General features: G+C 65.0%; 21 protein-coding genes. All 21 read left to right on the top strand.

Annotated elements, in window-relative coordinates:
* Positions 1 to 48 precede the first annotated feature (48 nt).
* A complete protein-coding gene (locus BGP02_RS01490; RefSeq protein WP_017233812.1) occupies positions 49 to 1,260 on the top strand; it encodes a Bcr/CflA family multidrug efflux MFS transporter in 1,212 nt (403 codons plus the stop codon).
* 558 nt (positions 1,261 to 1,818) lie between these two features.
* On the top strand, positions 1,819 to 2,136 hold the full coding sequence (flhD, locus tag BGP02_RS01485) for a flagellar transcriptional regulator FlhD (RefSeq protein ID WP_017233811.1): 318 nt from the start codon (positions 1,819 to 1,821) through the stop codon (positions 2,134 to 2,136).
* Positions 2,137 to 2,201: 65 nt separating this feature from the next.
* Positions 2,202 to 2,777, top strand: coding sequence for a flagellar transcriptional regulator FlhC (gene flhC, locus BGP02_RS01480; protein ID WP_017233810.1), 576 nt, complete (start codon positions 2,202 to 2,204; stop codon positions 2,775 to 2,777).
* A 116-nt stretch (positions 2,778 to 2,893) separates the two neighbouring features.
* Positions 2,894 to 3,754, top strand: a complete 861-nt coding sequence (gene motA / locus BGP02_RS01475; protein ID WP_017233809.1) for a flagellar motor stator protein MotA — start codon at positions 2,894 to 2,896, stop codon at positions 3,752 to 3,754.
* Positions 3,755 to 3,766: 12 nt separating this feature from the next.
* Complete coding sequence (motB, locus tag BGP02_RS01470) at positions 3,767 to 4,744, top strand: flagellar motor protein MotB (RefSeq protein ID WP_017233808.1); 978 nt, start codon at positions 3,767 to 3,769, stop codon at positions 4,742 to 4,744.
* Positions 4,745 to 4,761: 17 nt separating this feature from the next.
* Positions 4,762 to 5,145: a response regulator gene (locus BGP02_RS01465; RefSeq protein WP_017233807.1), complete on the top strand. Its 384-nt coding sequence runs from the start codon at positions 4,762 to 4,764 to the stop codon at positions 5,143 to 5,145.
* Positions 5,146 to 5,187: 42 nt separating this feature from the next.
* Positions 5,188 to 7,404 (top strand): chemotaxis protein CheA, encoded by a 2,217-nt coding sequence (gene cheA, locus BGP02_RS01460; protein ID WP_261939557.1) that lies wholly within the window; start codon positions 5,188 to 5,190, stop codon positions 7,402 to 7,404.
* A gap of 17 nt (positions 7,405 to 7,421) precedes the next feature.
* Entirely contained in the window at positions 7,422 to 7,937 is a 516-nt protein-coding gene (locus tag BGP02_RS01455) for a chemotaxis protein CheW (protein WP_017231684.1), read from the top strand.
* 72 nt (positions 7,938 to 8,009) lie between these two features.
* Positions 8,010 to 10,349, top strand: a complete 2,340-nt coding sequence (locus tag BGP02_RS01450; protein WP_286797424.1) for a methyl-accepting chemotaxis protein — start codon at positions 8,010 to 8,012, stop codon at positions 10,347 to 10,349.
* Positions 10,350 to 10,420: 71 nt separating this feature from the next.
* Positions 10,421 to 12,196 carry a methyl-accepting chemotaxis protein gene (locus BGP02_RS01445; RefSeq protein WP_286797422.1) on the top strand — a complete coding sequence of 592 codons (1,776 nt, stop codon included), beginning with the start codon at positions 10,421 to 10,423 and terminating at the stop codon, positions 12,194 to 12,196.
* Positions 12,197 to 12,288: 92 nt separating this feature from the next.
* A complete protein-coding gene (locus BGP02_RS01440; RefSeq protein ID WP_039830256.1) occupies positions 12,289 to 13,911 on the top strand; it encodes a methyl-accepting chemotaxis protein in 1,623 nt (540 codons plus the stop codon).
* 35 nt (positions 13,912 to 13,946) lie between these two features.
* On the top strand, positions 13,947 to 14,888 hold the full coding sequence (locus BGP02_RS01435; protein WP_150564382.1) for a CheR family methyltransferase: 942 nt from the start codon (positions 13,947 to 13,949) through the stop codon (positions 14,886 to 14,888).
* Position 14,889: 1 nt separating this feature from the next.
* Positions 14,890 to 15,564, top strand: coding sequence for a chemoreceptor glutamine deamidase CheD (gene cheD / locus BGP02_RS01430; protein ID WP_150564383.1), 675 nt, complete (start codon positions 14,890 to 14,892; stop codon positions 15,562 to 15,564).
* Positions 15,561 to 16,640 carry a protein-glutamate methylesterase/protein-glutamine glutaminase gene (locus BGP02_RS01425; protein ID WP_017233619.1) on the top strand — a complete coding sequence of 360 codons (1,080 nt, stop codon included), beginning with the start codon at positions 15,561 to 15,563 and terminating at the stop codon, positions 16,638 to 16,640. Before cheD ends, BGP02_RS01425 begins: the two co-directional genes overlap by 4 nt.
* A gap of 135 nt (positions 16,641 to 16,775) precedes the next feature.
* Positions 16,776 to 17,174 carry a chemotaxis response regulator CheY gene (cheY, locus tag BGP02_RS01420; protein ID WP_017233620.1) on the top strand — a complete coding sequence of 133 codons (399 nt, stop codon included), beginning with the start codon at positions 16,776 to 16,778 and terminating at the stop codon, positions 17,172 to 17,174.
* Between the two features lie 83 nt (positions 17,175 to 17,257).
* Positions 17,258 to 17,851 (top strand): protein phosphatase CheZ, encoded by a 594-nt coding sequence (gene cheZ / locus BGP02_RS01415; protein ID WP_051060153.1) that lies wholly within the window; start codon positions 17,258 to 17,260, stop codon positions 17,849 to 17,851.
* A gap of 186 nt (positions 17,852 to 18,037) precedes the next feature.
* On the top strand, positions 18,038 to 19,189 hold the full coding sequence (gene flhB / locus BGP02_RS01410) for a flagellar biosynthesis protein FlhB (protein ID WP_017233622.1): 1,152 nt from the start codon (positions 18,038 to 18,040) through the stop codon (positions 19,187 to 19,189).
* A gap of 3 nt (positions 19,190 to 19,192) precedes the next feature.
* Positions 19,193 to 21,298, top strand: a complete 2,106-nt coding sequence (flhA, locus tag BGP02_RS01405; protein ID WP_017233623.1) for a flagellar biosynthesis protein FlhA — start codon at positions 19,193 to 19,195, stop codon at positions 21,296 to 21,298.
* The gene (flhF, locus tag BGP02_RS01400) at positions 21,295 to 22,569 is read left to right on the top strand and encodes a flagellar biosynthesis GTPase FlhF (protein ID WP_017233624.1); all 1,275 of its coding nucleotides are present in this window, start codon (positions 21,295 to 21,297) and stop codon (positions 22,567 to 22,569) included. Before flhA ends, flhF begins: the two co-directional genes overlap by 4 nt.
* Positions 22,562 to 23,437 carry a MinD/ParA family ATP-binding protein gene (locus BGP02_RS01395; protein WP_286797416.1) on the top strand — a complete coding sequence of 292 codons (876 nt, stop codon included), beginning with the start codon at positions 22,562 to 22,564 and terminating at the stop codon, positions 23,435 to 23,437. Before flhF ends, BGP02_RS01395 begins: the two co-directional genes overlap by 8 nt.
* Positions 23,438 to 23,474: 37 nt before the next feature.
* Positions 23,475 to 24,203, top strand: a complete 729-nt coding sequence (locus BGP02_RS01390) for an RNA polymerase sigma factor FliA (RefSeq protein ID WP_017233626.1) — start codon at positions 23,475 to 23,477, stop codon at positions 24,201 to 24,203.
* The last annotated feature ends 66 nt before the right edge of the window (positions 24,204 to 24,269 follow it).

Genomic DNA, 24,269 nt, shown 5'->3' with positions numbered 1-24,269 from the left:
GCCCGGGGGCAATGCCGTATGATTCGGGATTACCCTAGGTTTCGCGCCATGCCTGCCCACACCTTCCGCACGGTTTTCGTTCTCGGCATTCTGTCGGCCATCGGCTCGCTGTCGATCGACATGTATCTGCCCGCGCTGCCGAGCATTGCACGCGAATTGAATACGACGGACGCGGCAGCGCAATTCTCGCTGGCGTCGTTCTTTATTGGTCTCGGGCTGGGCCAGTTGCTGCACGGGCCGCTGGCCGACCGTTACGGGCGCAAGCGGCCGCTCTACGCCGGTCTGGCGCTCTATACCATCGCGTCGGCCGGTTGTGCGCTCGCCACGAATATCGAGACGCTGATTGTCTGTCGCTTCATTCAGGCGGTGGGCGGCTGCGCATGCTTTGTGATCGCCCGTGCGATGGCGCGCGACCTGTTTGACACGAGCACCGTGGCGCGTGTGCTGTCGCGCATGACGCTCATCATGGGCGCGGCCCCGATCCTCGCACCGCTGATCGGCGGGCAAGTCCTGCTGGTCGTCGGCTGGCGCTGGATCTTCTGGGGCCTGACGGTGTTCGGCGCGCTGTGTTTCGCGATGTCCGTCTATTGGCTGCCGGAGACGCGCGCGGCTGCAAAACAGGCTCGCCATTGGCTCGCTACGGCGTGGCACAACTACGGCGCACTCGTGCGCGACCGCGAATTCATGGGCAATGCGCTTGCGGGGGGCATCTCCCAGGCGGGGATGTTCGCCTACATCACCGGCTCGCCCTTCGTGTTCATCAATCTGTACGGCGTCGACCCTGCGCACTACGGCTGGCTTTTCGGGCTGAACGCGTGCGGCATCATTGCCGGCTCGCAGGTCAACGCCCACCTGTTGCGCAAGCGCCGTCCGGCCGATGTGCTGCGTCGAACCAACAATCTGGTCGCCGTGCTGGGATTGTTGATGCTGGCGGTGGCGGCGCTCAAGCTCGGTGGACTGGTCGGGTTGATGGTGCCGCTGTTCGCCTATGTCACGAGCCTGGGCTTTTCCCAGCCGAATGCGGTGGCCGAAGCGCTGAACCGGCAGCATCAACGCGCCGGGGCCGCATCGGCCCTGCTGGGCGCGCTGCAATTCCTCGCCGCCGCGAGCGCGGGGGCCGCGGTCGGTCTGATGCACGCCCGCTCGGCGGTGCCGATGGCGGCCGTCATGGCCGTGTGCGGTGTGCTGTCTTGGTGTCTCCACACGGTACTGATCCGCCGCGCGGCCCGGGCGTTGCCCCCCGCTGCCGGACCGGCTTGATCCCGCGCTACTTCGCCGCAAGTCGCGAACGCCGCCGCACCCGGCATCATCGAGTGTTGGAATCCCGCCACACTGGGAAGGGCACGAAAGACACTCGAGCGCCAATGCCGAAGATTTTCGGGGAACCGATGCGCGAAATTGTCTTCCAATCCTGACATTCGATACGCGTCATGCCCACCTGTAACAGTTTGTAATTGGACTGTTCGTGCGCCGGCGCGATAGGCAAAGTGCGATGCATAGCCCTCCTGCAAAGCCCCCGGAAATTTTTTGCAAGAATGGCTAAAGTTCGGCACCCGCTTGCCGAAATACAGTCGAGTAGTAAAGCGCAGCTTCATGACGTCTTCGTGACGCTGACATGATTTCGCCACGATCGCTATCCCCAGGCGTATCGAAGGGGCCGCTTGCGCCCCGTCTGTAGGAAAAATTCCTACAAATAACTTCCGCTTTTCTCACCGCCCCACGTAGTTTTTCTCCGATTTCTTTATCTTTCGCCCTTGTCCACAATGCGAGGGACTAGGCAGTCGTACGCCAGATCCATCCATTGCGCCGGGGGGCCGCATGCGAAACAGCGAAACACTCAATGAGATTCGTGAATTGAATCTCTCTTATCTCGTCCTGGCTCAGCGCCTGATCCGTGAGGATCGTGCCGCGGCAATGTTCCGCATGGGGATCAGCGACCAACTGGCCGACGTGCTCGGCCGTCTCACATTGGCTCAACTCGTCAAATTCGCGGGGTCGAACCAGCTTCTGTGTCGATTTCGCTTCGACGACCACGTAATGCTGTCGAGTCTTACGCACAGTGCGAAAGACGTGGGTATGCAGCAGTCGCACGCTTCGATTCTGTTGGCGGGGCAACCCGTCGAGCAGATCGGCTAAGCACGCCACGCACGCTACGCCGCCCGGTGGGCGGCGCTTCGCGTGACTTGCCAGGAAGTTTGCCCATGCGTACCAAAAGCGTCGTTCTCGAGGCCCGTGAAATTCAGTTGGCCATCGAGCTGATTGAACTCGGCGCCCGCCTCCAGTTGTTGGAAGCTGAAACGAGCCTGAGCCGTGACCGGCTCATCAAACTCTACAAAGAACTCAAGGGGGCATCGCCGCCCAAGGGCATGCTGCCGTTCTCGACCGATTGGTTCGTGACGTGGTTGCCGAACATCCATTCGTCGCTTTTCCACAATATCTATCGCCACCTCGTGCAGCACGGCGGGTGCCAGGGCATCGAAGCCATCGTCAAGGCGTACCGCCTGTACATGGAGCACGTGGAGATGCATGACTGGGAAGCGGTGCTCGGGTTTACACGCGCGTGGACGCTCGTTCGCTTCTTCGACAGCAAGATGTTGCAAATGACGCCGTGCACGCGCTGCGGCGGACATTTCGTCACGCACGCCCATGAGCCGCATGGCCAGTACGTTTGCGGACTTTGCCAGCCCCCGTCGCGCGCCGGCAAGACCCGCAAGGCGAAGCATGCGCCCGCGGCCGATCTGGCGCCGGTCACTGAAACTTCTCCATTGGCCGCCTAGGCAAGCCTACGTCACGAGGTCGCACCCCCTACAGTTTCCCTGCGTGTCTGCCGTTAAGCCCTCTGAACAGGACGGACAATTTTCCGTAGACGTATTTTTGCGAGAGGTATCCGGCAGTGCTTGTCGTCATTGGTTACATCATCGTTCTGGCATCGGTCTTTGGCGGTTTCGTCATGGGCGGAGGCCACTTGGGCGCGCTGTTTCAGCCGACCGAGCTGCTGATCATCGGTGGCGCGGGCATCGGCTCGTTCGTGGTGGGCAACAACAGCAAGGCGATCAAGGCGACGATGAAGGCGCTGCCGATGCTGTTCAAGGGCTCGAAATACACCAAGGATCTGTACATGGAGCTGATGGCGCTCCTGTACGTGCTGCTCGCGAAAGCGCGCAAGGACGGCATGCTCGCCATCGAAGGCGACGTGGAAGACCCGGCATCGAGCCCGGTGTTCTCGCAATATCCGCGCATTCTCGGCGAGCCGCGCATCATGGAATTCCTCACCGACTACCTGCGCCTGATGGTCAGCGGCAACATGAACGCGTTCGAGATCGAGAACCTGATGGATCACGAAATCGAAACGTACCGTCATGAAGGTGAAGTCCCCGCGCACTGTCTGCAGAAGACGGGCGACGCCATGCCCGCTTTCGGTATCGTGGCGGCCGTGATGGGCGTGGTGCACACGATGGCGTCGGCCGACCAGCCGCCGGCGGTGTTGGGCGCGCTGATCGCCCAGGCCCTCGTGGGCACGTTCCTCGGCATTTTGCTCGCCTACGGCTTCATCTCGCCGCTGGCGCAGCTCATCGAACACCGCATCAACGAATCCGTGAAGCTCTACGAGTGCATCAAGGTCACGCTGCTCGCCAGCCTGAACGGTTACGCGCCGGCACTCTCGGTCGAGTTCGGCCGCAAGGTGCTGTATTCCACCGTCCGTCCGTCGTTCGCCGAGCTCGAAGAGCACGTGCGACAGGTCAAGGCACGCTGACGGGCCGCAGCAATGAGCGAGAAAGAAGAGCGGCCCATCATCGTCAAGCGCCGCGCGCGCAGCGCGCACGGCCATCACGGCGGCGCGTGGAAGATTGCGTACGCCGACTTCATGACGGCGATGATGGCGTTCTTCTTGCTGATGTGGCTGCTCAGTTCGGCGACGAGCAAGGAGCTGACGGGGATTGCCGAATACTTCCGCACGCCGCTCATGGTCGCGCTCTCCGGCGGACATAACGCGGCCGACAATAGCGGTGTCATTCCCGGTGGCGGCCCCGACACGACCCGCACCGACGGCCAGAAATCGCGCGGCGATCAAGCCAGATCGCGTCAGGCGATGTCGGCCGAGCTGGCCGAGCGGGCCGAAGCGCAGCGTTTGCGCGAACTCAAGGCGCGCATCGAGAAGGCAATCGAGAACAATCCTACGCTCAAGCAGTTCCGCAAGCAGTTGCTCATCGACGTGACGACCGAGGGCTTGCGCATTCAGATCGTGGACGACCAGAACCGGCCGATGTTCGCCAACGCGAGCGCGCAGGTGCAGCCGTATATGCGTGACATCCTGCGCGAGATCGGCAAGTCGCTCAACGACATGCCGAACCGCATCAGCCTGTCGGGCCACACCGATGCCACCGCCTACGCACAGGGCGACAAGAGCTACAGCAACTGGGAGTTGTCGGCCGATCGCGCGAACGCGTCGCGTCGCGAACTGATTGCCGGCGGTCTCGACGGCGAAAAGGTGCTGCGCGTGGTGGGCCTGGCGTCCACCGTGCCGCTCGATCGCGACAACGCGTACAACCCGATCAATCGCCGCATCAGCATCATCGTGCTCAATCGACGCGCAGAGCAGTCGGTCAAGCGCGAGGCCGACCAACCGACGATCGACGCAGCGAACGCCCGCGGCGCCGGCAGCGATGCCGTGAACGCCCTCATCAACGGCGAGCTGCCGGCACCGCCTGCTCCCCCGGCGGCACCCGACGCCGCTCTGCGATAACGGACAAGAGGAGACGCATGCAGGCCCTTCGCAACACGATTCTCGCCGTCGACGATTCTGCGTCGATGCGTCAGATACTGGCGGCCACGCTTGACGAGGCCGGCTACGCCGTGACGACTGCCCGCGACGGGCAGGAGGCCCTGGCGCTGGCGTCGAACGCGGCGTTCGATCTGGTGCTGACCGACCAGCACATGCCTGGCATGGACGGCCTGTCGCTCATTCGCGCGCTGCGCGAACTCGACACGTTTGCGCAAACGCCGATTCTGGTGCTCACCACCGAAGTCGACGGCGCGTACAAAGCCGCGGCGCGCGAAGCGGGCGCCAGCGGCTGGCTGATCAAACCGGTCGACCCCGAGGCATTGGTCGACGTAGTGGGCTCGCTCGTCGGCGAAGGCGCATGACGATGTCGTCGATGGCACAACCAAGTTAGGACGAGGAAATCGGTGGATATCACCCAGTTCTACCAGACCTTTTTCGATGAAGCGGAAGAGTTGCTCGCCGAGATGGAGCATCTTCTGCTCGCGCTCGATATCAATGCACCCGATAACGAGCAGCTCAATGCGATCTTCCGTGCGGCCCACTCGATCAAGGGCGGCGCCGCGACGTTCGGCTTCACCGCGCTCACCGAGACCACTCACCTGCTGGAAAACCTGCTGGACCGCGCGCGCCGCGGCGAATTGCAGTTGCGCACCGAGATGGTCGACACCTTCCTGGAAACCAAAGACGTGTTGCATCAACAGTTGAATGCCTACCGCGCCTCCAGTGAGCCCGATGCCGAGGCGATGAAGCGCATCTGCGCAGTGCTCCAGCAGCTCGCCGCGGAGGAAAGCGGCGCGCCTGCCCCTGCGGCCGCACCGGCTGCGCCGGTAGCCTCCGCAGCGCCAGCCGCGCCAGCCGCCCCCGAAGCCGCTGCCGGGCCGGCGACGGACGCGAGCGGCGCGCCCGCAAGCGCTGTCCCGCCGGGCCAGACGCGTCTGAAGGTCACGCTCACCGGCGTGGGCGAGAAGGACCAGACGTTGCTCGCGGAAGAACTGGGCAACCTGGGCGACGTGGCTGGCCGCCAGTCGAGCGGCGACACGCTGCACCTGTGGCTCGATACCACGTGCGGCGCCGACGACATTCTCGCGGTGTGCTGCTTCGTGATCGAGCCGTCGCAGATCGACGTGCAGGACGCGGCGACGGCGGCCGCGGCGATGGCCGCCGCGGCACCGGTCGAGCCGACGGTGGCCGCCCCGGTCCAGACCTCGGAAATCTTTGCTCCGGCGCCGGTCGTCGCGACACCGATCGAAGTGCCGGTCGCCGCCCCGGTGGCGGCGGCGGCCCAGGAGGCACCGGTGCCGCCGCCTGCGGCCGAGCCGATCATCGTGCCGCCTGAGGCGCCCGCCGCGCATGCCGGCGCTGGCGGTGGTGGCAATGGGGCGCATCCTCCGGCAGAGAAGCGCGTGGCCGCACCGGCAGGCGGCGCGGCCGGACACGAGAACAGTTCGATTCGCGTGGGCGTGGAGAAGGTCGATCAGCTCATCAACCTGGTGGGCGAGCTGGTGATTACGCAGGCGATGCTCGCGCAAACGGCGAGCAGCCTCGATCCGATGCTTCACGATCGCCTGTTCAACGGCATGGGCCAGCTCGAGCGCAATGCGCGCGACCTGCAAGAGGCCGTGATGTCCATCCGCATGATGCCGATGGATTACGTGTTCTCGCGCTTCCCGCGCCTGGTGCGCGACCTCGCGACCAAGCTGGGCAAGCAGATCGAACTCGTCACGTTCGGTCAGGCGACCGAACTCGACAAGAGCCTGATCGAGCGCATCATCGATCCGCTCACGCACCTCGTGCGCAACAGCCTCGATCACGGCATCGAGACGACGGAGCTGCGCCTGGCCTCGGGCAAGGACCCGGTCGGTCAGCTCGTGCTGTCCGCGGCGCATCAGGGCGGCAACATCGTGATCGAAGTGAGCGACGACGGCGCGGGCCTGCGTCGCGAAAAGATCCTTGCCAAGGCCCAGCAGCAGGGGCTGCCGGTCTCGGACTCGATGTCCGACGAAGACGTGTGGCAACTGATCTTCATGCCGGGCTTCTCCACCGCCGAGGCGATCACCGACGTGTCGGGCCGCGGCGTGGGCATGGACGTCGTCAAGCGCAACATCCAGCAGATGGGCGGGCACGTGGAGATTCTGTCCACGCGCGGCAAGGGCACCACGATCCGCATCGTGCTGCCGCTCACGCTCGCGATTCTCGACGGCATGTCCGTCAAGGTCGGACCGGAGATCTTCATTCTGCCGCTGAACTTCGTGATGGAGTCGCTGCAGCCGCGTCGCGACGACATTCGCGCCGTGACCGGCGAAGGTCAGGTCGTGCTGGTGCGCGGCGAGTACCTGCCGCTCGTCGAGCTTTACCGCGCGTTCGACGTGCCGGAGGCGCGCGCCGATCCCACGCAGGGCATCATCGTGATCCTTCAGGCCGAAGGCCGCCGCTTTGCGCTGCTCGTCGACGAACTGGTCGGTCAGCAGCAAGTCGTGGTGAAGAATCTCGAAACCAATTACCGCCGTATTCACGGTATTTCCGCCGCCACCATCATGGGTGACGGCAGTGTGGCATTGATCGTCGACGTGGCGGCGCTTCAGCGCGGCCAGCGCTCGGCGGCCGCCACCATCTTCAACTGAAGTCGGAGACGCGTCAGATGGACAACCTTTCGCAAGAACATGCCGTGTCGCGCCAGGGCGGCGCCATGCAGACCGATGGCGACGGTCAGGAGTTTCTGGTCTTCACGCTCGGTGACGAGGAATACGGCATCGACATTCTGAAGGTGCAGGAGATTCGCGGCTACGACGCGGTCACGCGCATCGCCAATGCGCCGGACTTCATCAAGGGCGTGATCAATCTGCGCGGCATCATCGTGCCGATCGTGGACATGCGGATCAAATTCCGTCTGGGCCGCGTCGAGTACAACACGCAAACGGTCGTGATCATTCTGAACGTGGCGGGCCGCGTGGTCGGCATGGTGGTCGACGGGGTCTCCGACGTGCTCACGCTCGCCCGTGGCGAAATCAAGCCGGCGCCGGAATTCGGCGCGCAACTGGCCACCGAGTACATCACCGGACTGGGCACCGTCGAAGGCCGCATGCTGATCCTGATGGACATCGAGAAGCTCATGACCAGCAGCGACATGGCGCTCATCGAGCGCCTGGCGAGCTGAGACCCGGCGCGCCACCCGACACGCCTGACACACCCGAGCCCCCCCGACCTGTCATTCACGGAGACCGAGCACGTGCGCAATAACCAGCCCGTCACCCAAAACGAATTCGTCATCGGCGAGCATCAGTACCTGATCTCACGGACGGATCTGAAGGGGCGGATCACGTATGCCAATCCCGCCTTCGTGGAGGTGAGCGGCTATTCGCGTGAAGAACTGCTGGGCGCACCGCACAACATCGTTCGCCATCCGGACATGCCGCCGGAAGCTTTCGGCGATCTGTGGGAGACGGTCAAGCGCGGCGATACGTGGACCGGGTTGGTCAAGAACCGCCGCAAGAACGGCGATTTCTACTGGGTGCTCGCAACGGTAACGCCGACGCTGGAAAACGGTGCCGTGGTGGGCTTCACGTCGGTGCGCGTGCGGCCGGCGGCAGGCACGACAGCGCAGGCCGAGACGGTCTACGCGCGCTTTCGCAGCGGGCAGGCCGGCAACTTGCGCATTCGCGGCGGTCAGGTCGAGCGTGGCGGATTCGCGGCGGTGGCGCGCAAGATCCGTCTGGACACGCTGCGCGCGCGGCTGACCGGGATCATCGTGCTCGGTGCGACGCTGTTGGCCGTGGTCGGCGGTCTGGGCCTCTGGGGGATGTCGAGCAGCAACGGAAAACTGCTGCGCGTCTATCAGCACGGCATGGTGCCGGTAAGTACACTGGCCGTCATCGGCCAGAAGCTCGACCGCGACGTCTTGCTCGTGGCCGAAGCGGTGGGCAGCCCCAACCTCGACGCGATGAAACGCGCGGGCGATGAGATCACGAGCAGCCTCGACGACATCAATCGCGAGTGGACCGAATACATGGCGTCGGTCGACCCGGACACGCGCGCACAAGCCGAGCGCTTCAACACGATTCGCCAGCGCTTTACGACCGACGGCCTGCAACAGACGGTCGAGATGCTCAAGGCCGGTTCGGCCGAAGGCGCCCAGCAGACGTATCTCGAAAAGGTGAAGCCGGCCTATGGCCCGATGCGTGACGAGCTCAATGTGCTCACGCGCCTTGAACTCACCCAGGCGACCGACCTGTATCAGCAATCGCAGAAAGCCCACACCTTCGTGCGTGCGGCCACCGTGATCGCGGTGATCGGCGGCATCATCCTCTTGTTCGTTCTCGGCAGCGTGCTACGTCGCGCGATCAATCACCCATTGCGCGTGGCGCTCTCGATGTCGAAGCAGATCGCGGCGGGCGACTTGACCGTCAAGGCGGAAGGCACGGGGCGCGACGAGATCGGCCAGTTGCTTTTCGGCCTCACCGTCATGAAGAACAGCCTGCTGTCCATCGTGTCGGACGTGCGCGAAGGCATCGAATCGATCAACGTGGCCTCGCACGAAATCGCGGCGGGCAACACCGATCTGTCGGCGCGTACGGAGCAGCAGGCGGCCTCGCTGGAAGAGACGGCGTCGTCGATGGAGCAGCTCACGGCCACGGTCAAACAGAACGCCGACAACGCCAAGCAGGCGAGCGTGCTGGCCGTGAACGCCTCTGAGATTGCCGCCCGCGGCGGTCGCGTGGTCGGCAACGTGGTCGACACGATGCACGGGATTTCGTCGAGTTCGCACAAGATTGTCGACATCATCAGCGTGATCGAAGGCATCGCGTTCCAGACCAACATCCTTGCGTTGAACGCGGCGGTGGAAGCGGCACGCGCGGGCGAACAGGGCCGCGGCTTTGCCGTGGTGGCCGGCGAAGTGCGCACGCTGGCGCAGCGCAGCGCGGCGGCGGCCAAGGAAATCAAGGTGCTGATCGAAGACTCGGTCGGGCGCGTGGAGAGCGGCTCGACGCTGGTGGCGCAGGCCGGTCAGACGATGGAGGAAATCGTGCAGGCGGTGCAGCGCGTGACCGACATCATGGGCGAGATCTCGGCGGCATCGAGCGAACAGTCGAGCGGCATCGAGCAGGTCAATCGCGCCGTGACGCAGATGGACGAAGTCACGCAGCAGAACGCGGCACTCGTGGAAGAAGCGGCGGCGGCCGCCGGCTCGCTCGAAGATCAGGCGGGTCGCTTGCGCGACGCCGTGGCTGTCTTCCGTGTCGGCGATGCCTTCAAGGCGGCAGCGGCGCACAGTACCACCGTGCATCACAGCGCCTCCGCGCAAGGCCAGCCGGAGGCCGCTACGTCGGTGGCCCCGGCGGTCTCGGCGGCCCGCGCGGCACCGGCACGGGCCAGCGCAGGCGGTGCTACGCGCACCGTCACGCGACGCCCGCAGTCACCGGCGCCGACGGCGCCCGCCGCCGCCGGCACGCCGGAGGACGCGCAGGTGCTGCAAATGGCCGCGCGTCGAGGCAAGGCGCCGGCGGGCGGATCGACCGGATCGACGTCGAGCGCAAACGCGAGCGATTCGGGCGAGTGGGAAGAATTCTGACGGGTCGGTAATTCGGATAGTTGAGATGGATACACCGGCCGCAGGCCGGTCTTCACGAGGTAGAGATCGTTATGTTTAAGAATGTCACCATCCGGGCACGGCTGACGCTGGCGCTGGGACTCTTCATGGTGCTGCTGGTCGTCGGCGCCGCGGCGGGTCTCCTCTCGCTGCAACAAAGCAATGCGTCGCTGCGCGATATCTACAGGAACGACATGGCGTCGTCGCGCTCCCTCGCACAGACGACGATTTCCACCCTGACGGCTCGCGTGACGCTCTCGCGCATCGAGTTCATTGCCGATCCGACCGAGATCAAGACGGCCATCGAGCGCGTCCGTCAGAACCTCAAGGCGGCAGACGACGCGTGGGGCGCTTACGCGGCGAAGCCCATGTCCGACAGCGAAAAGCCGTTGGCCGATGCAGTGATCTCCGCCCGTGGCAAGGTGGTCAACGAGGGCATCGTGCCCGCACTCAAGGCCATTGAGTCGGGCGATATCCCGGACTTCCACGCCAAGACGGTCATGGACGTGCCGCGCCTCTTCTCCGATTACACCAAGGCGATGGTGGCGTTGGCCGACTTGCAGAACAAGACTGCCGAGAACCGCTACCTGGCCGCCCAGGCGCGTTACACGCTGGTGATGTGGCTGGTCGGCATCGGCCTGGTCATCGGCCTGCTCGTGGGCATCATCACGCAGATCACGCTCACGCGCGCCGTCGTCGGCCCCATCGACGACGCCATCAAGCATTTCGAGAGGATCGCGGGCGGCGACCTGACGCAGCGCATCGAAGTGTGGAACGACACCGAAACCGGGCGTCTATTCAAGGGCGTGAAGCATATGCAGGACAGCCTCGTGCGCACGGTGACGGAGGTCCGCTCGGGCACCGAGTCGATCACCTCGGCCGCGCAGCAGATTGCCGCGGGCAACACCGATCTGTCGGCACGCACCGAACAGCAGGCCGCGTCGCTCGAAGAGACGGCGTCGTCGATGGAGCAGCTCACCGCCACCGTCAAGCAGAACGCGGACAACGCGCGCCAGGCGAGCCAGCTTGCCGTGAACGCGTCGGACATCGCCGCACGCGGCGGCGAAGTGGTGGGCCGCGTGGTCGGCACGATGCAGGGCATCTCGACCAGCTCGAGCAAGATCGTCGACATCATCAGCGTAATCGACGGGATTGCCTTTCAGACCAACATTCTGGCGCTGAATGCGGCGGTGGAAGCCGCGCGCGCCGGTGAACAGGGCCGTGGTTTCGCGGTGGTGGCGGGCGAAGTGCGCACGCTGGCGCAGCGCAGTGCGGCGGCGGCCAAGGAAATCAAGGAACTGATCGAAGACTCCTCCCACAAGGTCCAGGACGGCTCCTCGCTCGTCGAACAAGCCGGTCAGACGATGGAAGAGATCGTGCAGGCGGTCAAGCGCGTGACCGACATCATGGGCGAGATCTCGGCGGCATCGAGCGAGCAATCGGGCGGCATTGAACAGGTCAATCGCGCCGTCACGCAGATGGACGAAGTCACGCAGCAGAACGCGGCGCTTGTGGAAGAAGCCGCGGCCGCGGCCGGCTCGCTCGAAGAGCAGGCCAATCGTCTGAAGACGGTCGTCTCGGTGTTCCGTCTGGACGCCAGTCAGGCGGCGTCCAGCCACACGGCGCCGACGCTCGCGGCCGCACCGGTGGTCCGCCCCGTTGCAAAGAAGGTGAAGGCGACGGCGCCCGCTGCGTCCGCACCGACGTCAGCGGTGGCCCCGAAGGCCGCGCCCGCCGCGCCGCGCAGACCGGCACCGGCGGCGGCTGCCCCTGCGGCAAGCGCCCGCACCGGCACGGATGACGCCAGCGGCGACTGGGAGACCTTCTGATCGCGCGCCGCGCGCGCTCTGGCAGCAATCGGCAAGACGAAAACCGTCGCGCGCATCGCGCACGCGACGTGCAGGCAGTGGAGGGTCACATCATGAAGCAATTGAGTCTCAAGGCAAAACTCTGGTCCGCGCTTGCGCTGATGTGGCTGGGTCTTTTGATTTTCGGCGGCTGGGCCGCCTGGCATGAACGCAGCACGATGGTGTCGGAGCGGCGTGCGGCGGTGCAAAGCGTCGTCACGAGTGCCGACGGTATCGTGCGCGACTACGCGGCACAAGCGGCGGCGGGCAAGATCAGCGTCGACGAAGCGAAGCAACAGGCCATGGCTCGCCTGAAGACGATGCGCTATGGCGACAGCGGCTACCTGGTCGTGTTCGACTCGAAGCCGGTCGTGCTCATGCATCCGACGCTGGCCGATCTGGTGAACAAGGACGTCTCGAACTATAAGGATTCGAACGGCAAGCTGCTGTTCGTCGAGATGGCTCGTGTCGCCAAGGAGAAGGGCTCGGGCTTCGTCGAATACCACGGTCGTGTCGCGGGCAGCGACAAGCGCCTGGAAAAGCTCTCGTTCGTGAAGTACTTCGCGCCGTGGGACTGGAGTGTGATGAGCGGCATGTACATGCAGGACGTCGACGAAGCGTTCTACAGTGCGTTGATTCGCTACGGCATTGCCCTGTTGCTCATCGGCGCCATCGTGACGGCCGCGATGATCGCGATCATTCGCAACGTGCAGCGCAGCCTCGGCGGCGAGCCGGAATACGCGGCCGACATCGCCCATCGCATCGCGAGTGGCGATCTGCAAAGCCACGTGATGCTGGCGCCAGGCGACAACAGCAGCCTGCTCTACGCGATGCAACGCATGCAGCGCACGTTGGCCGAGACCATCGGGCAGATCCGCGAGGGCACCGAATCGATCACGACGGCGGCGCAGGAAATTGCGGCGGGCAACACCGATCTGTCGGCACGCACCGAACAGCAGGCCGCGTCGCTCGAAGAAACGGCGTCGTCGATGGAGCAACTCACCGCCACCGTCAAGCAGAACGCGGACAACGCGCGCCAGGCGAGCCAGCTTGCCGTGAACGCGTCGGAGATCGCGACCCGTGGCGGTCAGGTCTCCGGAAAGGTGGGCGAGACGATGGACGGCATCTCGACCAGCTCGAGCAAGATCGTCGACATCATCGGTGTGATCGACGGGATCGCATTCCAGACCAACATTCTGGCGCTGAACGCCGCCGTGGAAGCCGCCCGTGCGGGCGAGCAGGGCCGTGGCTTTGCCGTGGTGGCGGGCGAAGTGCGCACGCTGGCGCAGCGCAGTGCGGCAGCGGCGAAGGAAATCAAGGCGCTGATCGAAGAGTCGGCGCGCCGCGTGCAGGACGGTACGGCGCTCGTCGCTCAGCAGCGGCAGACCATGGGTGAGATCGTGCAGGCGGTCAAGCGCGTGACGGACATCATGGGGGAGATCTCGGCGGCATCGAACGAGCAGTCGAGCGGTATCGAGCAGGTCAACCGCGCCGTGACGCAGATGGATGAGGTGACGCAGCAGAACGCGGCGCTCGTGGAAGAAGCGGCCGCCGCTGCGGGATCGCTGGAATCGCAGGCGCACGATCTGCGCGCGGCGGTGGCGGTGTTCCAGACGAGCGGTGCCGGCGGGGCCGTTCACGCGATGGGCGCGCCGCGTCGCGGGCCGGCGCCGCAACCCCTGGCTCGCGCGGCATAGCGCGAACAATTGCCGCGGTGGCAAAGTGAGACGACATGACTGATTCGCGCACGACATCACCTACGACACGTCGAGGCGCCGCGGGCATCGACGGCGACGTCGGCTCGCGCAGCGCGGATTTCGCGCGCGCCAGCGGTGCTGCCCTCTCCGGCGAGCGCGACTTCACCTTCTCGCTGACCGATTTCGGCCGCATCCGTCATCTGATCTATCAGCGCGCCGGGATCGCCCTGGCGGAGCACAAGCGCGAAATGGTGTACAGCCGCATCGCGCGGCGTCTGCGCGCGCTCGGGATGACGAGCTTCACCGAATACCTCGACATGCTCGAGGCTGACACCGGCGAGACCGAATGGGAGTCGTTCACCAACGCGTTGACGACCAACCTGACGTCGTTCTTCCGCGAGTCGCATCATTTCCCGCTGCTCGCCGACTTCGTGCGTCAGCGGGCCAAACCGATCTCGATCTGGTGCTGCGCGGCGTCGACCGGCGAAGAGCCGTATTCGATTGCGATGACGCTCGTCGACACGCTCGGCACGCGGCCCAGCGCGAGCGTGCTCGCCACCGATCTCGACACGCAGGTGCTCGCGCGGGCATCGAGCGCGGTCTACAGCGGCGAGCAGACCGGCAAGCTCTCGCAAGAGCAGTTGCGCCGCCACTTCCTGCGGGGCACGGGCGCCAACGAGGGCAAGATCAAGGTGCGTCCGGAGCTGCAGCAGCTCGTGACGTTCGCGCCGCTCAACCTGCTCGCGCCGTCGTGGCAGATCGGCGGTCCGTTCGACGTCATTTTCTGCCGCAACGTGATGATCTATTTCGACAAGGCCACGCAAGCGCGCATTCTCGAGCGCTTCGTGCCCTTGCTCAAGCCGGATGGTTTGCTTTTCGCCGGGCACTCCGAGAACTTCACCTACGTGAGCCAGGCGTTCCGGCTGCGCGGGCAGACGGTGTACGAGCTGGCAGGCTCGACCGCGCGAGGGGCCTGACATGACGCAGCCACTGGCCGAGGCGCTCGCCACCAACCACTACTTCGACAATGCGTTCGACACGCAGGCGGTGAAGCTGCTGCCGTCCGAGTACTACGTCACGACCGACGACATCATGCTCGTGACGGTGCTCGGGTCGTGCGTGGCCGCGTGTGTGCGCGATACCGTCACGGGTATCGGCGGCATGAATCATTTCATGCTGCCCGACGATGGCGAGAGCGAGCGCAACCGTATACTCTCGGCGTCGATGCGCTACGGCGCTTACGCCATGGAAATGCTTATCAACGAGCTGATCAAGCTCGGCGCACGGCGCGAACGGCTCGAGGCGAAGGTCTTCGGCGGCGGCGCGGTGCTCGCGGGCATGACCACGCTGAACATCGGCGATCGCAATGCGAACTTCGTGTTGCGCTATCTGGAGATGGAGCAGATTCGCGTCACGGCGCAGGATCTTCTCGGACCGCATCCGCGCAAGGTATGCTTTTTGCCGCGCACCGGGCGGGTGATGGTCAGAAAGCTGGGCGACCGGGGCGACCCGGCCATTGCCCAGCGCGAACAGGCGTACGCGCAGCGACTGCGTGCACGCGAAGTCCGGGGTTCCGTAGAACTCTTTGCGCCACCGGCCAGAAACGCCAAGCCTCGGCCGGGGCCTGACAACCGACAAATGGAGGAGGCTTGAGCGAACCTATCAAAGTCCTGTGCGTGGACGATTCCGCACTCGTGCGCAGCCTGATGACCGAGATCATCAATGCGCAACCGGACATGACCGTTGTGGCGACCGCCCCCGATCCGCTCGTGGCGCGCGACCTGATCAAGCAGCACAACCCGGACGTGCTCACGCTCGACGTCGAAATGCCGCGCATGGACGGGCTCGACTTCCTTGAGAAGCTCATGCGTTTGCGTCCGATGCCGGTGCTCATGGTGTCGTCGCTGACCGAGCGCGGCTCGGAAGTCACGCTGCGCGCACTAGAACTCGGCGCCGTGGATTTCGTGACCAAGCCTCGCCTGGGCATTCGCGACGGCATGCTCGAGTACGGCGAGATGATTGCCGACAAGATTCGTGGCGCCGCGCGCGCCCGCGTGCGCAGCGCCCCGCCCAAGAGCGCGACGCCCGTGCCGGTCGAAGCGGCGCCGCTGCTGCGTAACCCGCTGGTGTCGACGGAGAAGCTGATCATCATCGGCGCGTCGACGGGCGGCACGGAGGCGATCCGTGAGGTGCTCGTGCCGATGCCGCCGGACGCCCCGGCGATTTTGATTACCCAGCATATGCCGGCGGGCTTCACCAAGTCGTTCGCGCAGCGCCTGAACGGCCTGTGCCGCATTACGGTGAAGGAAGCCGAGCACGGCGAGCGGGTGCTGCCGGGCCACGCGTACATCGCGCCGGGCGGCGACACCCACCTGCAGCTCTCGCGCAGCGGCGCGAACTATGTGGCTTTGCTCGATGCGGCGCCGCCGGTGAATCGACATCGTCCGTCGGTCGATGTATTGTTCCGCTCCGCGGCGGTTCACGCCGGACGCAATGCGATCGGCGTGATTCTCACGGGCATGGGCCGCGACGGCGCGGCCGGACTCGTGGAAATGCGCCGGGCCGGCGCGCACACCTTCGCGCAGGACGAGGCGAGTTGCATCGTGTTCGGCATGCCGCGCGAGGCCATTGCGATGGGCGGGGCGGAAGAAGTGGTGCCGTTGCACGAAATGGCCCGCAAAGTGCTGCATCAGGTTGCGAAATTTGGCGATCGCACCCAGCGGGTATAGTAGGGCGCTTTTTTGGCGTTTTTTCGCCGTATGCGTCGCGTCGATTTGCGGACACACTTGGGGCACCAAGTGGTGGCGAAATCTGCCCATGAATATCGCCGGCCCCCGCGGGGCGCCGGCTGAATTGGAGTAATGATGGTAGACAAGAACTTGAAATTCCTGGTCGTCGACGATTTTCCGACGATGCGCCGGATTGTGAGAAACCTGCTCAAGGAGCTGGGCTTCTCCAATGTCGACGAAGCGGAAGACGGTGCGGCGGCGCTGGCCAAGCTGCGTGGCGGCAGCTTCGAATTCGTGGTCTCGGATTGGAACATGCCGAACATGGATGGCCTGACGATGCTTCAGCAGATCCGAGCCGATCCGAACCTCGCAAAGCTGCCGGTGCTTATGGTCACGGCCGAAGCGAAGAAGGAAAACATTATCGCGGCTGCCCAGGCCGGGGCGAGCGGGTATGTGGTCAAGCCGTTTACGGCCGCGACGCTCGATGAAAAGCTGGGCAAGATCTTCGAGAAAATGGTTAAGACAGGGGCGTGAGCGTGACCCACGAGGCGAGCACTGAATGGCCGGGTGAGCCCAACGGCGCTTACGTGACCGGCGAAGCGGACCCGTCCGCGCGCATGCTCATGCGCGTTGGGCAGCTGACGCGCATGCTGCGTGACAACCTGCGCGAACTCGGGCTGGACAAGCAACTCGAGCAGGCGGCCGAAGCGATTCCCGACGCGCGCGACCGCCTGAACTATGTCGCCACCCTGACCGAGCAGGCGGCGGTGCGGGCGCTCACGGCCATCGAACTGGCCAAGCCCCTTCAGGATCGTCTCGAAGCGGACGCCAATGCACTCGACGAACGCTGGGCCAAGTGGTTCGACGAGCCGCTCGAACTCGACGATGCCCGCAAGCTGGTCGTGGAGACGCGCACGTATCTGCGTCGCGTGCCGGACGACACGCGCGCGACCAACCACCATCTGATGGAAATCATGATGGCGCAGGACTTCCAGGATCTGACCGGACAGGTCATCAAGAAGATCATGGATGTCGTGCAGGAGATCGAGAAGCACCTGTTGCAGACGCTGCTCGAAAACATGCCGCCCGAGAAGCGCAAGGAAGCCGAAGATTCGCTGCTCAACGGGCCGCAGGTCAAGACCGATGGCCGCACCGACATCGTGTCCGATCAAGGGCAGGTCGACGACCTGCTCGCCAGCCTCGGCTTCTGAGGATTCGCCCCGCCGGCCCGTCGACGGGCTGCCGGGGCGTCGCTTTTTGACGGCATTTCCGACCTTTGCCGCACGCCGGCGCGAAATACCGCCCAATCCCGCCTCTATTCCCCCCTTTGTGACTTGACGGTTACGGCCATAATCGGTCGCGATGGGGTGGCTTCGTCCGCCCGCAGTGGATAAGGCATGGCTGAGGATAGCGATCTCGAAAAGACGGAACCTGCGTCTCCCCGGCGCCTTGAAAAGGCGCGCGAGGAAGGACAGGTTGCGCGTTCGCGGGAACTGTCCACGTTCGCCTTGCTGGCGGCCGGAGTGGCCGGCTTGTGGATGACGGCTGACCGCATTTCGCAAGGCTTCGCCCAACTGATGCGCCACGGGATGCAGTTCGAGCCGGGCACCGCCCTCGACACCCACCGCATGCTCTCCTATGCCGCACGCTCGGGCGCCGACGCGCTCATCGCCATTGCCCCGCTGCTCGGTGTGCTGGTGCTCGCGGCGATTGTCGCCCCGATGGCGCTGGGCGGTTGGCTCTTCACCACCCAGTCGCTCGCGCCCAACTTCGGCCGCCTGAACCCACTCAAGGGGCTGGGCCGCATGTTTTCCGTGCAGGGGCTGGTCGAACTCGTCAAGGCGGTGGCCAAGACGCTGCTCGTCGGCGCCGTGGCCTACTGGGCGATTGCGCGCGACCGCGACGCGGTCATGGGGCTGATGACGCAGTCGCCCCGCGCGGCCTTGCCGTATGTGGGCGAGTTGATCGCGGTGTGCTGTGCGTTCATCGTGGCATCGCTGATGCTGGTGGCGGCCATCGACGTCCCCTTCCAGCTCTGGCAGCACTACAAGAAGCTGCGCATGACCAAAGAGGAAGTGCGGCAGGAAAACAAGGAAAGCGAAGGCGATCCGCATCTCAAGGCGCACATCCGCCAGTTGCAGCGCCAGACGGCGCGCCGTCGCATGATGCAGGACGTGCCCAAGGCCGACGTGATCGTGACCAACCCGACGCACTTTGCCGTTGCGCTCGAATACAAGGAAAACATGACGGCACCGCGCGTGCTGGCCAAGGGCACGGATCTCGTTGCGCTGCGCATCCGCGAGATGGGCGCCGAGCACCACATTCCGATTCTCGAAGCCCCGCCGCTGGCACGGGCACTGCACGCGCACGTGGACATCGGTCACGAAATTCCGGCCACGCTCTACACGGCCGTGGCCGAAGTGCTGGCGTGGGTCTTCCAGCTTCGCCGCTGGCGCACCGAGGGGGGCGCCGCGCCCGTTACCCCGTCGGATCTGCCGGTGCCGGCCGAACTCGACGCGCCGCGGCGCGCCGGGTCGAAACGAGTGTAACGAATGAACCTCAATCCTCGCGCGAACCAGCTACTGCGCTCGTCGCAACTGCTCCTCGGCGGCAATCTGAAGTCGCTCGCCGCGCCGGTGCTGATCATCATGATTCTGGGCATGATGATCCTGCCGTTGCCGCCGTTCATCCTGGATCTGCTCTTCACCTTCAACATCGCATTGGCGGTGATGGTGCTGCTCGTGAGCATGTACACGCAAAAGCCGCTCGACTTCGCGGCGTTCCCGAGCGTGCTGCTGTTCTCCACCTTGCTGCGCCTGTCGCTGAACGTGGCATCCACCCGCGTGGTGCTGCTCGAAGGCCATACCGGCCCGGACGCCGCCGGCAAGGTGATCGAGGCGTTCGGCCACTTCCTGGTGGGGGGCAACTACGCGGTCGGTATCGTGGTGTTCATCATCCTCGTGGTCATCAACTTCATGGTGATCACGAAGGGCGCCGGGCGCATCGCCGAAGTCGGCGCGCGCTTCACCCTCGACGCGATGCCGGGCAAGCAAATGGCCATCGACGCCGACCTGAACGCCGGACTGATCGGCGAAGAGGAGGCGCGCAAGCGTCGCTCGGTGATCGCCCAGGAAGCCGACTTCTACGGCTCGATGGACGGCGCATCGAAGTTCGTGCGCGGCGATGCGGTCGCCGGTCTGCTCATCATGATCATCAACATCGTCGGCGGGCTGATCGTCGGCGTGGCCCAGCACGGCCTGGATATCGGCATGGCGGCGAAGAACTACACGCTGCTGACCATTGGCGACGGTCTCGTCGCGCAGATCCCCGCGCTGGTGATCTCCACGGCCGCCGGTGTGGTCGTCTCGCGCGTGGCGACCGATGAAGACATTGGCCAGCAGGTCGTCTCGCAACTGTTCAGCAATCCGCGCGTGCTGGGGATCACGGCGGCGATCCTCGGTCTGATGGGCTTGATTCCGGGCATGCCGCACTTCGCCTTTCTGCTGCTGGCCTTGGGGCTGGGGGCGCTCGCTCGCTATCAGTTCCGGCGCGCCGAGGCCGAGAAGCAACAGGCCGCGCGTCCGACCCCCGTGGCGTCCAGCGCGCCGGCCGAAGTGGCCGAAGCGTCGTGGGACGACGTGGCGCTTGTCGACCCGCTCGGACTGGAGGTCGGCTATCGGCTGATTCCGCTCGTCGACCGCAATCAGGACGGCGAATTGCTCAAGCGCATCAAGGGCATCCGCAAGAAATTCGCCCAGGAAATCGGTTTTCTCGCACCGGTGGTGCACATTCGCGACAACCTGGAGCTGCGTCCGAACCAGTACCGCATCACGCTCAAGGGCGTGGTCATCGGCGAAGGCGAAGCGTATCCGGGACAACTGCTCGCCATCGATCCGGGGCAGGTCAGCGCACCGCTGCAGGGCACGCCCACGCGCGATCCGGCCTTCGGCTTGCCGGCGACGTGGATCGATGTCGGTCAGCGCGATCAGGCGCAGGCGTATGGCTACACGGTGGTCGATGCCGGGACGGTGGTCGCCACCCATCTGAACCACCTGATCAACGCCCACGCGCACGAGTTGCTGGGCCGTCAGGAAGTGCAGCAGCTCATCGAGCGCATCGGCAAGGACGCGCCCAAGCTCATCGAAGATCTGGTGCCGAAGACGATCGCGCTCACCACGTTGCAGAAAGTCTTGCAGAACCTGCTCGAGGAGCAGGTGCCGATTCGCGACATGCGCACGATCATCGATACGCTCGCCGAACACGGTACGCGCGTACAGGACGCCCACGACCTCACGGCGCTGGTGCGCCTGGCGCTCGGCCGCGCGATCACGCAAAGCGTGTTCCCGGGAAGTGGCGATCTCGAGGTGGTGGGGCTCGATGCCAATCTCGAAAGAATTCTCACGCAGGCGTTGTCGGCAGGCGGTGGCACGGGGCTGGAGCCGGGTCTCGCGGACACGCTGCTGCGCGAGACGCAGGCCGCGGTGGCGCGCCAGGAGCGTCAGGGCTTGCCGTCGGTACTGCTGGTCCAACATCCGCTGCGTTCGCTGCTCTCGCGCTTCTTGCGCCGCAGCTTGCCGCAGCTCAAGGTTTTGTCGTATGCGGAAGTGCCTGACACACGGAATGTGAAAATGACGGCACTCATCGGAGGTCAAGGGTGAAGATTCGGAAATTCTTTGCGGGCACGTGCCGCGATGCACTGCGCCAGATTCGCGAGGAAATCGGACCCGATGCGGTCGTGTTGTCCAATCGCTCGGTCGCCAATGGCGTGGAAATCGTCGCATTGGCGGAAGAGGATCTTGACGCGCTCGCGGGCGGCGACATGCCGACCCACCGGCCGCGTCCACGCCCGGCGGTGCCTGTCGCCCCGGTCGCTGCCGTCACTGGCGCGCCGATCGCGGCGGCCCATGATGCCGGGGCAACGAGCGCGTTTGCCCAAACCATGATGGATGAACTTCAGAGCATGCGCGGCTTGCTCGAAGAGCAGGTCGCCGGGCTGGTCTGGAACGACAAGCAACGTCGTTCCCCGGCGCAGGGCGAGATTCTGCGCACGCTGCTCGCCGCAGGGTTCTCGGCGCAACTGGGTCGGGCGCTGCTCGAACATCTGCCGGAGGGCGGCGATCTGGAGAGTGGGTTGGCATGGGTGAAGCGCGCGCTGACGCGCAATCTGCCCGTCATGCCGAACGAAGACGAACTGATGGACCGCGGCGGCGTGTATGCGCTGATGGGGCCGACCGGGGTGGGCAAGACCACCACGACGGCCAAGCTCGCGGCGCGCTGCGTGATGCGGCACGGCGCGGAGAAGCTCGCGCTGCTCACCACCGACAGCTATCGTATCGGCGGGCACGAGCAACTGCGCATTTACGGCAAGATTCTCGGCGTGACGGTGCATGCGGTAAAAGATGCCACGGACCTGCGTCTGGCGCTGACCGAATTGCGCAACAAGCACATGGTGCTGATCGACACGGTGGGCATGAGCCAGCGAGACCGTACGGTGCCGGAGCAGGTCGCGATGTTGTGCGGCGCCGAGACGCCGGTGCAGCGTCTGTTGCTGCTCAACGCCACGAGTCATGGCGATACGCTCAACGAGGTGGTACACGCCTACCGCAGCGCGAGCGCGCAAGGCGGCGGCGATCTGGCGGGGTGCATTCTCACGAAACTCGACGAATCGACCAATCTCGGGTCGGTGCTCGATACGGTGATTCGTCATCGCTTGCCGGTGCATTATGTGTCCACGGGACAGCGTGTGCCGGAGAACCTGCACGTGGCCGACAAACCATTCCTGATCGACACCGCACTTTCCGCGCCGGTCACGGGCTCGCCATTCGTGCCGGCCGAGGAAGACCTGCCGGCTGTGGTGCGCGGCGTCGACCCCCAATACAGCGGGCTGTTCGCGCCCGCACAACCCTCAGGCGAGGCTTGCTTTGGTTAAGCTCGTACTCGATCAAGCGGAAGGTCTGCGCCGGCTCGTGGCGCGTCACACCACGCGAATCGTCGCGGTGGTAGGGAGTGCGCCTGAAGCGGGTCAGACGAGTACCGCGCTGAATCTGGCCAGCGCCCTGGCGCATCACGGTCAGGATGTCGTGCTGGCCGACGAGAGCGGCCATGCGGCACCGGCGCTCGGTCTGCCGCTGCGCGGCGACATTCACGACGTGCTGGCCGGACGCGTGTCGCCCGAGGCGATTCGCGTGCACACGCGCGACAACGTGATGGTGGTGCCCGTGGCGCATCGGCATCCCGAACGCATTGACCCGTTGCGCGCGCTGCCGCTGTTGACGACCAGCGAGCCCGACGTCGTGGTGATCGATTGCACGCACGCGGGGGCGGTGCTCAGCCCGCTCGCGGCGCACGCGCACGACGTGCTGGTGGTGCTGGGGTGCGAGCCGGCGTCGATCACGGGGGCGTATTCGTGGATTAAGCAGGCGCATTTCGAGTATGCGTTGGCGCAGTTCCGGGTGTTGGTGAATCGGTCGGAGGACGTGGAGGCGCGCGTGGTGTGCCGCAATCTGGCCACGACGGCGAGCCGTTATCTGGCGGTGTCGCTGGAGCTGGCGGGCCATGTGCCGATGGATCGGCAGGTTGTGCGTGCGCGGCAATTGACGCGCACCGTGGTCGATGCGTTCCCGATGGCGCCGGCGGCGGTGGCGTATCGGCAACTGGCGGCGCAGGTGATGCATTGGCCATTGGCCGTGCGAGAGACGGGGCTGGCCGCGTTGGGCGCCGGGGTGGGTGACATCGGTGGCGAGCGCGGCAACGACATAACGCTTGGCGTGGGCGCGGTGAGCGCGCACACGGCTTGAGCGACACGGCACGCGTCGAGAGGAAGCGGAGGGAAACATGTATACCGCGAGCGGGAAGGTCGACACGAACGACACGCTGACGCAATACGCGCCGTTGGTGCGTCGTCTGGCGCTGCAACTGATGGCGAAGCTGCCGGCGAGCGTGGAATTGGAAGATCTGATTCAGGCGGGCATGCTCGGGCTGCTCGATGCGGCGAACCGCTATCAGGAGACGCAGGGCGCGCAGTTTGAAACGTACGCGAGCCAGCGCATTCGCGGCGCGATGCTCGACGAGTTGCGCGAGCTGGATTGGGCGTCGCGCGGCATTCGCAAGACGGCGCGTCAGATCGAGAAGGCGGTGCAGCGCCTGGAGCAACGGTTGGGCCGGGGGCCGTCGGAGAGCGAGATCGCGGGCGAGCTGTCGATCGGTCTGGCCGAATATCAGCAGATGCTGCAGGACGTGCACGGTTGCCAACTGGTCTATTACGAGGATTTCGATTCGGCGGACGAAGAGCCGTTTATTGACCGGATCTGTGCGAATCCGGGCGCCGATCCGCTGACGATGTTGCTCGACGAAGGCTTGCGCGGCGGCGTGATCGATGCGATCGATCGGCTGCCGGAGCGCGAGAAGTTGCTCATGAGCCTGTATTACGACCAGGGCCTGAATCTGCGCGAGATCGGCGCGGTGCTGGAAGTGAGCGAATCGCGCGTCTGCCAGTTGCATAGCCAGGCGATCTCGCGCCTGCGCACAACGTTGCGTGAGAAGGCTTGGACTTCGGCGAGTTAAGTCACACCCATTGAGCCAAGCCCTCGGACGTTCGTTTCCGAGGGTTTTTTTGCGTTTGGGCGCGGC

It is taken from the genome of Pandoraea sp. 64-18 (assembly GCF_001899225.1).
Lineage (GTDB): Bacteria > Pseudomonadota > Gammaproteobacteria > Burkholderiales > Burkholderiaceae > Pandoraea > Pandoraea cepalis.
The sequence above is the reverse complement of the archived record's forward strand: the minus strand, read 5'-3'. Positions and strand labels throughout refer to the sequence as shown.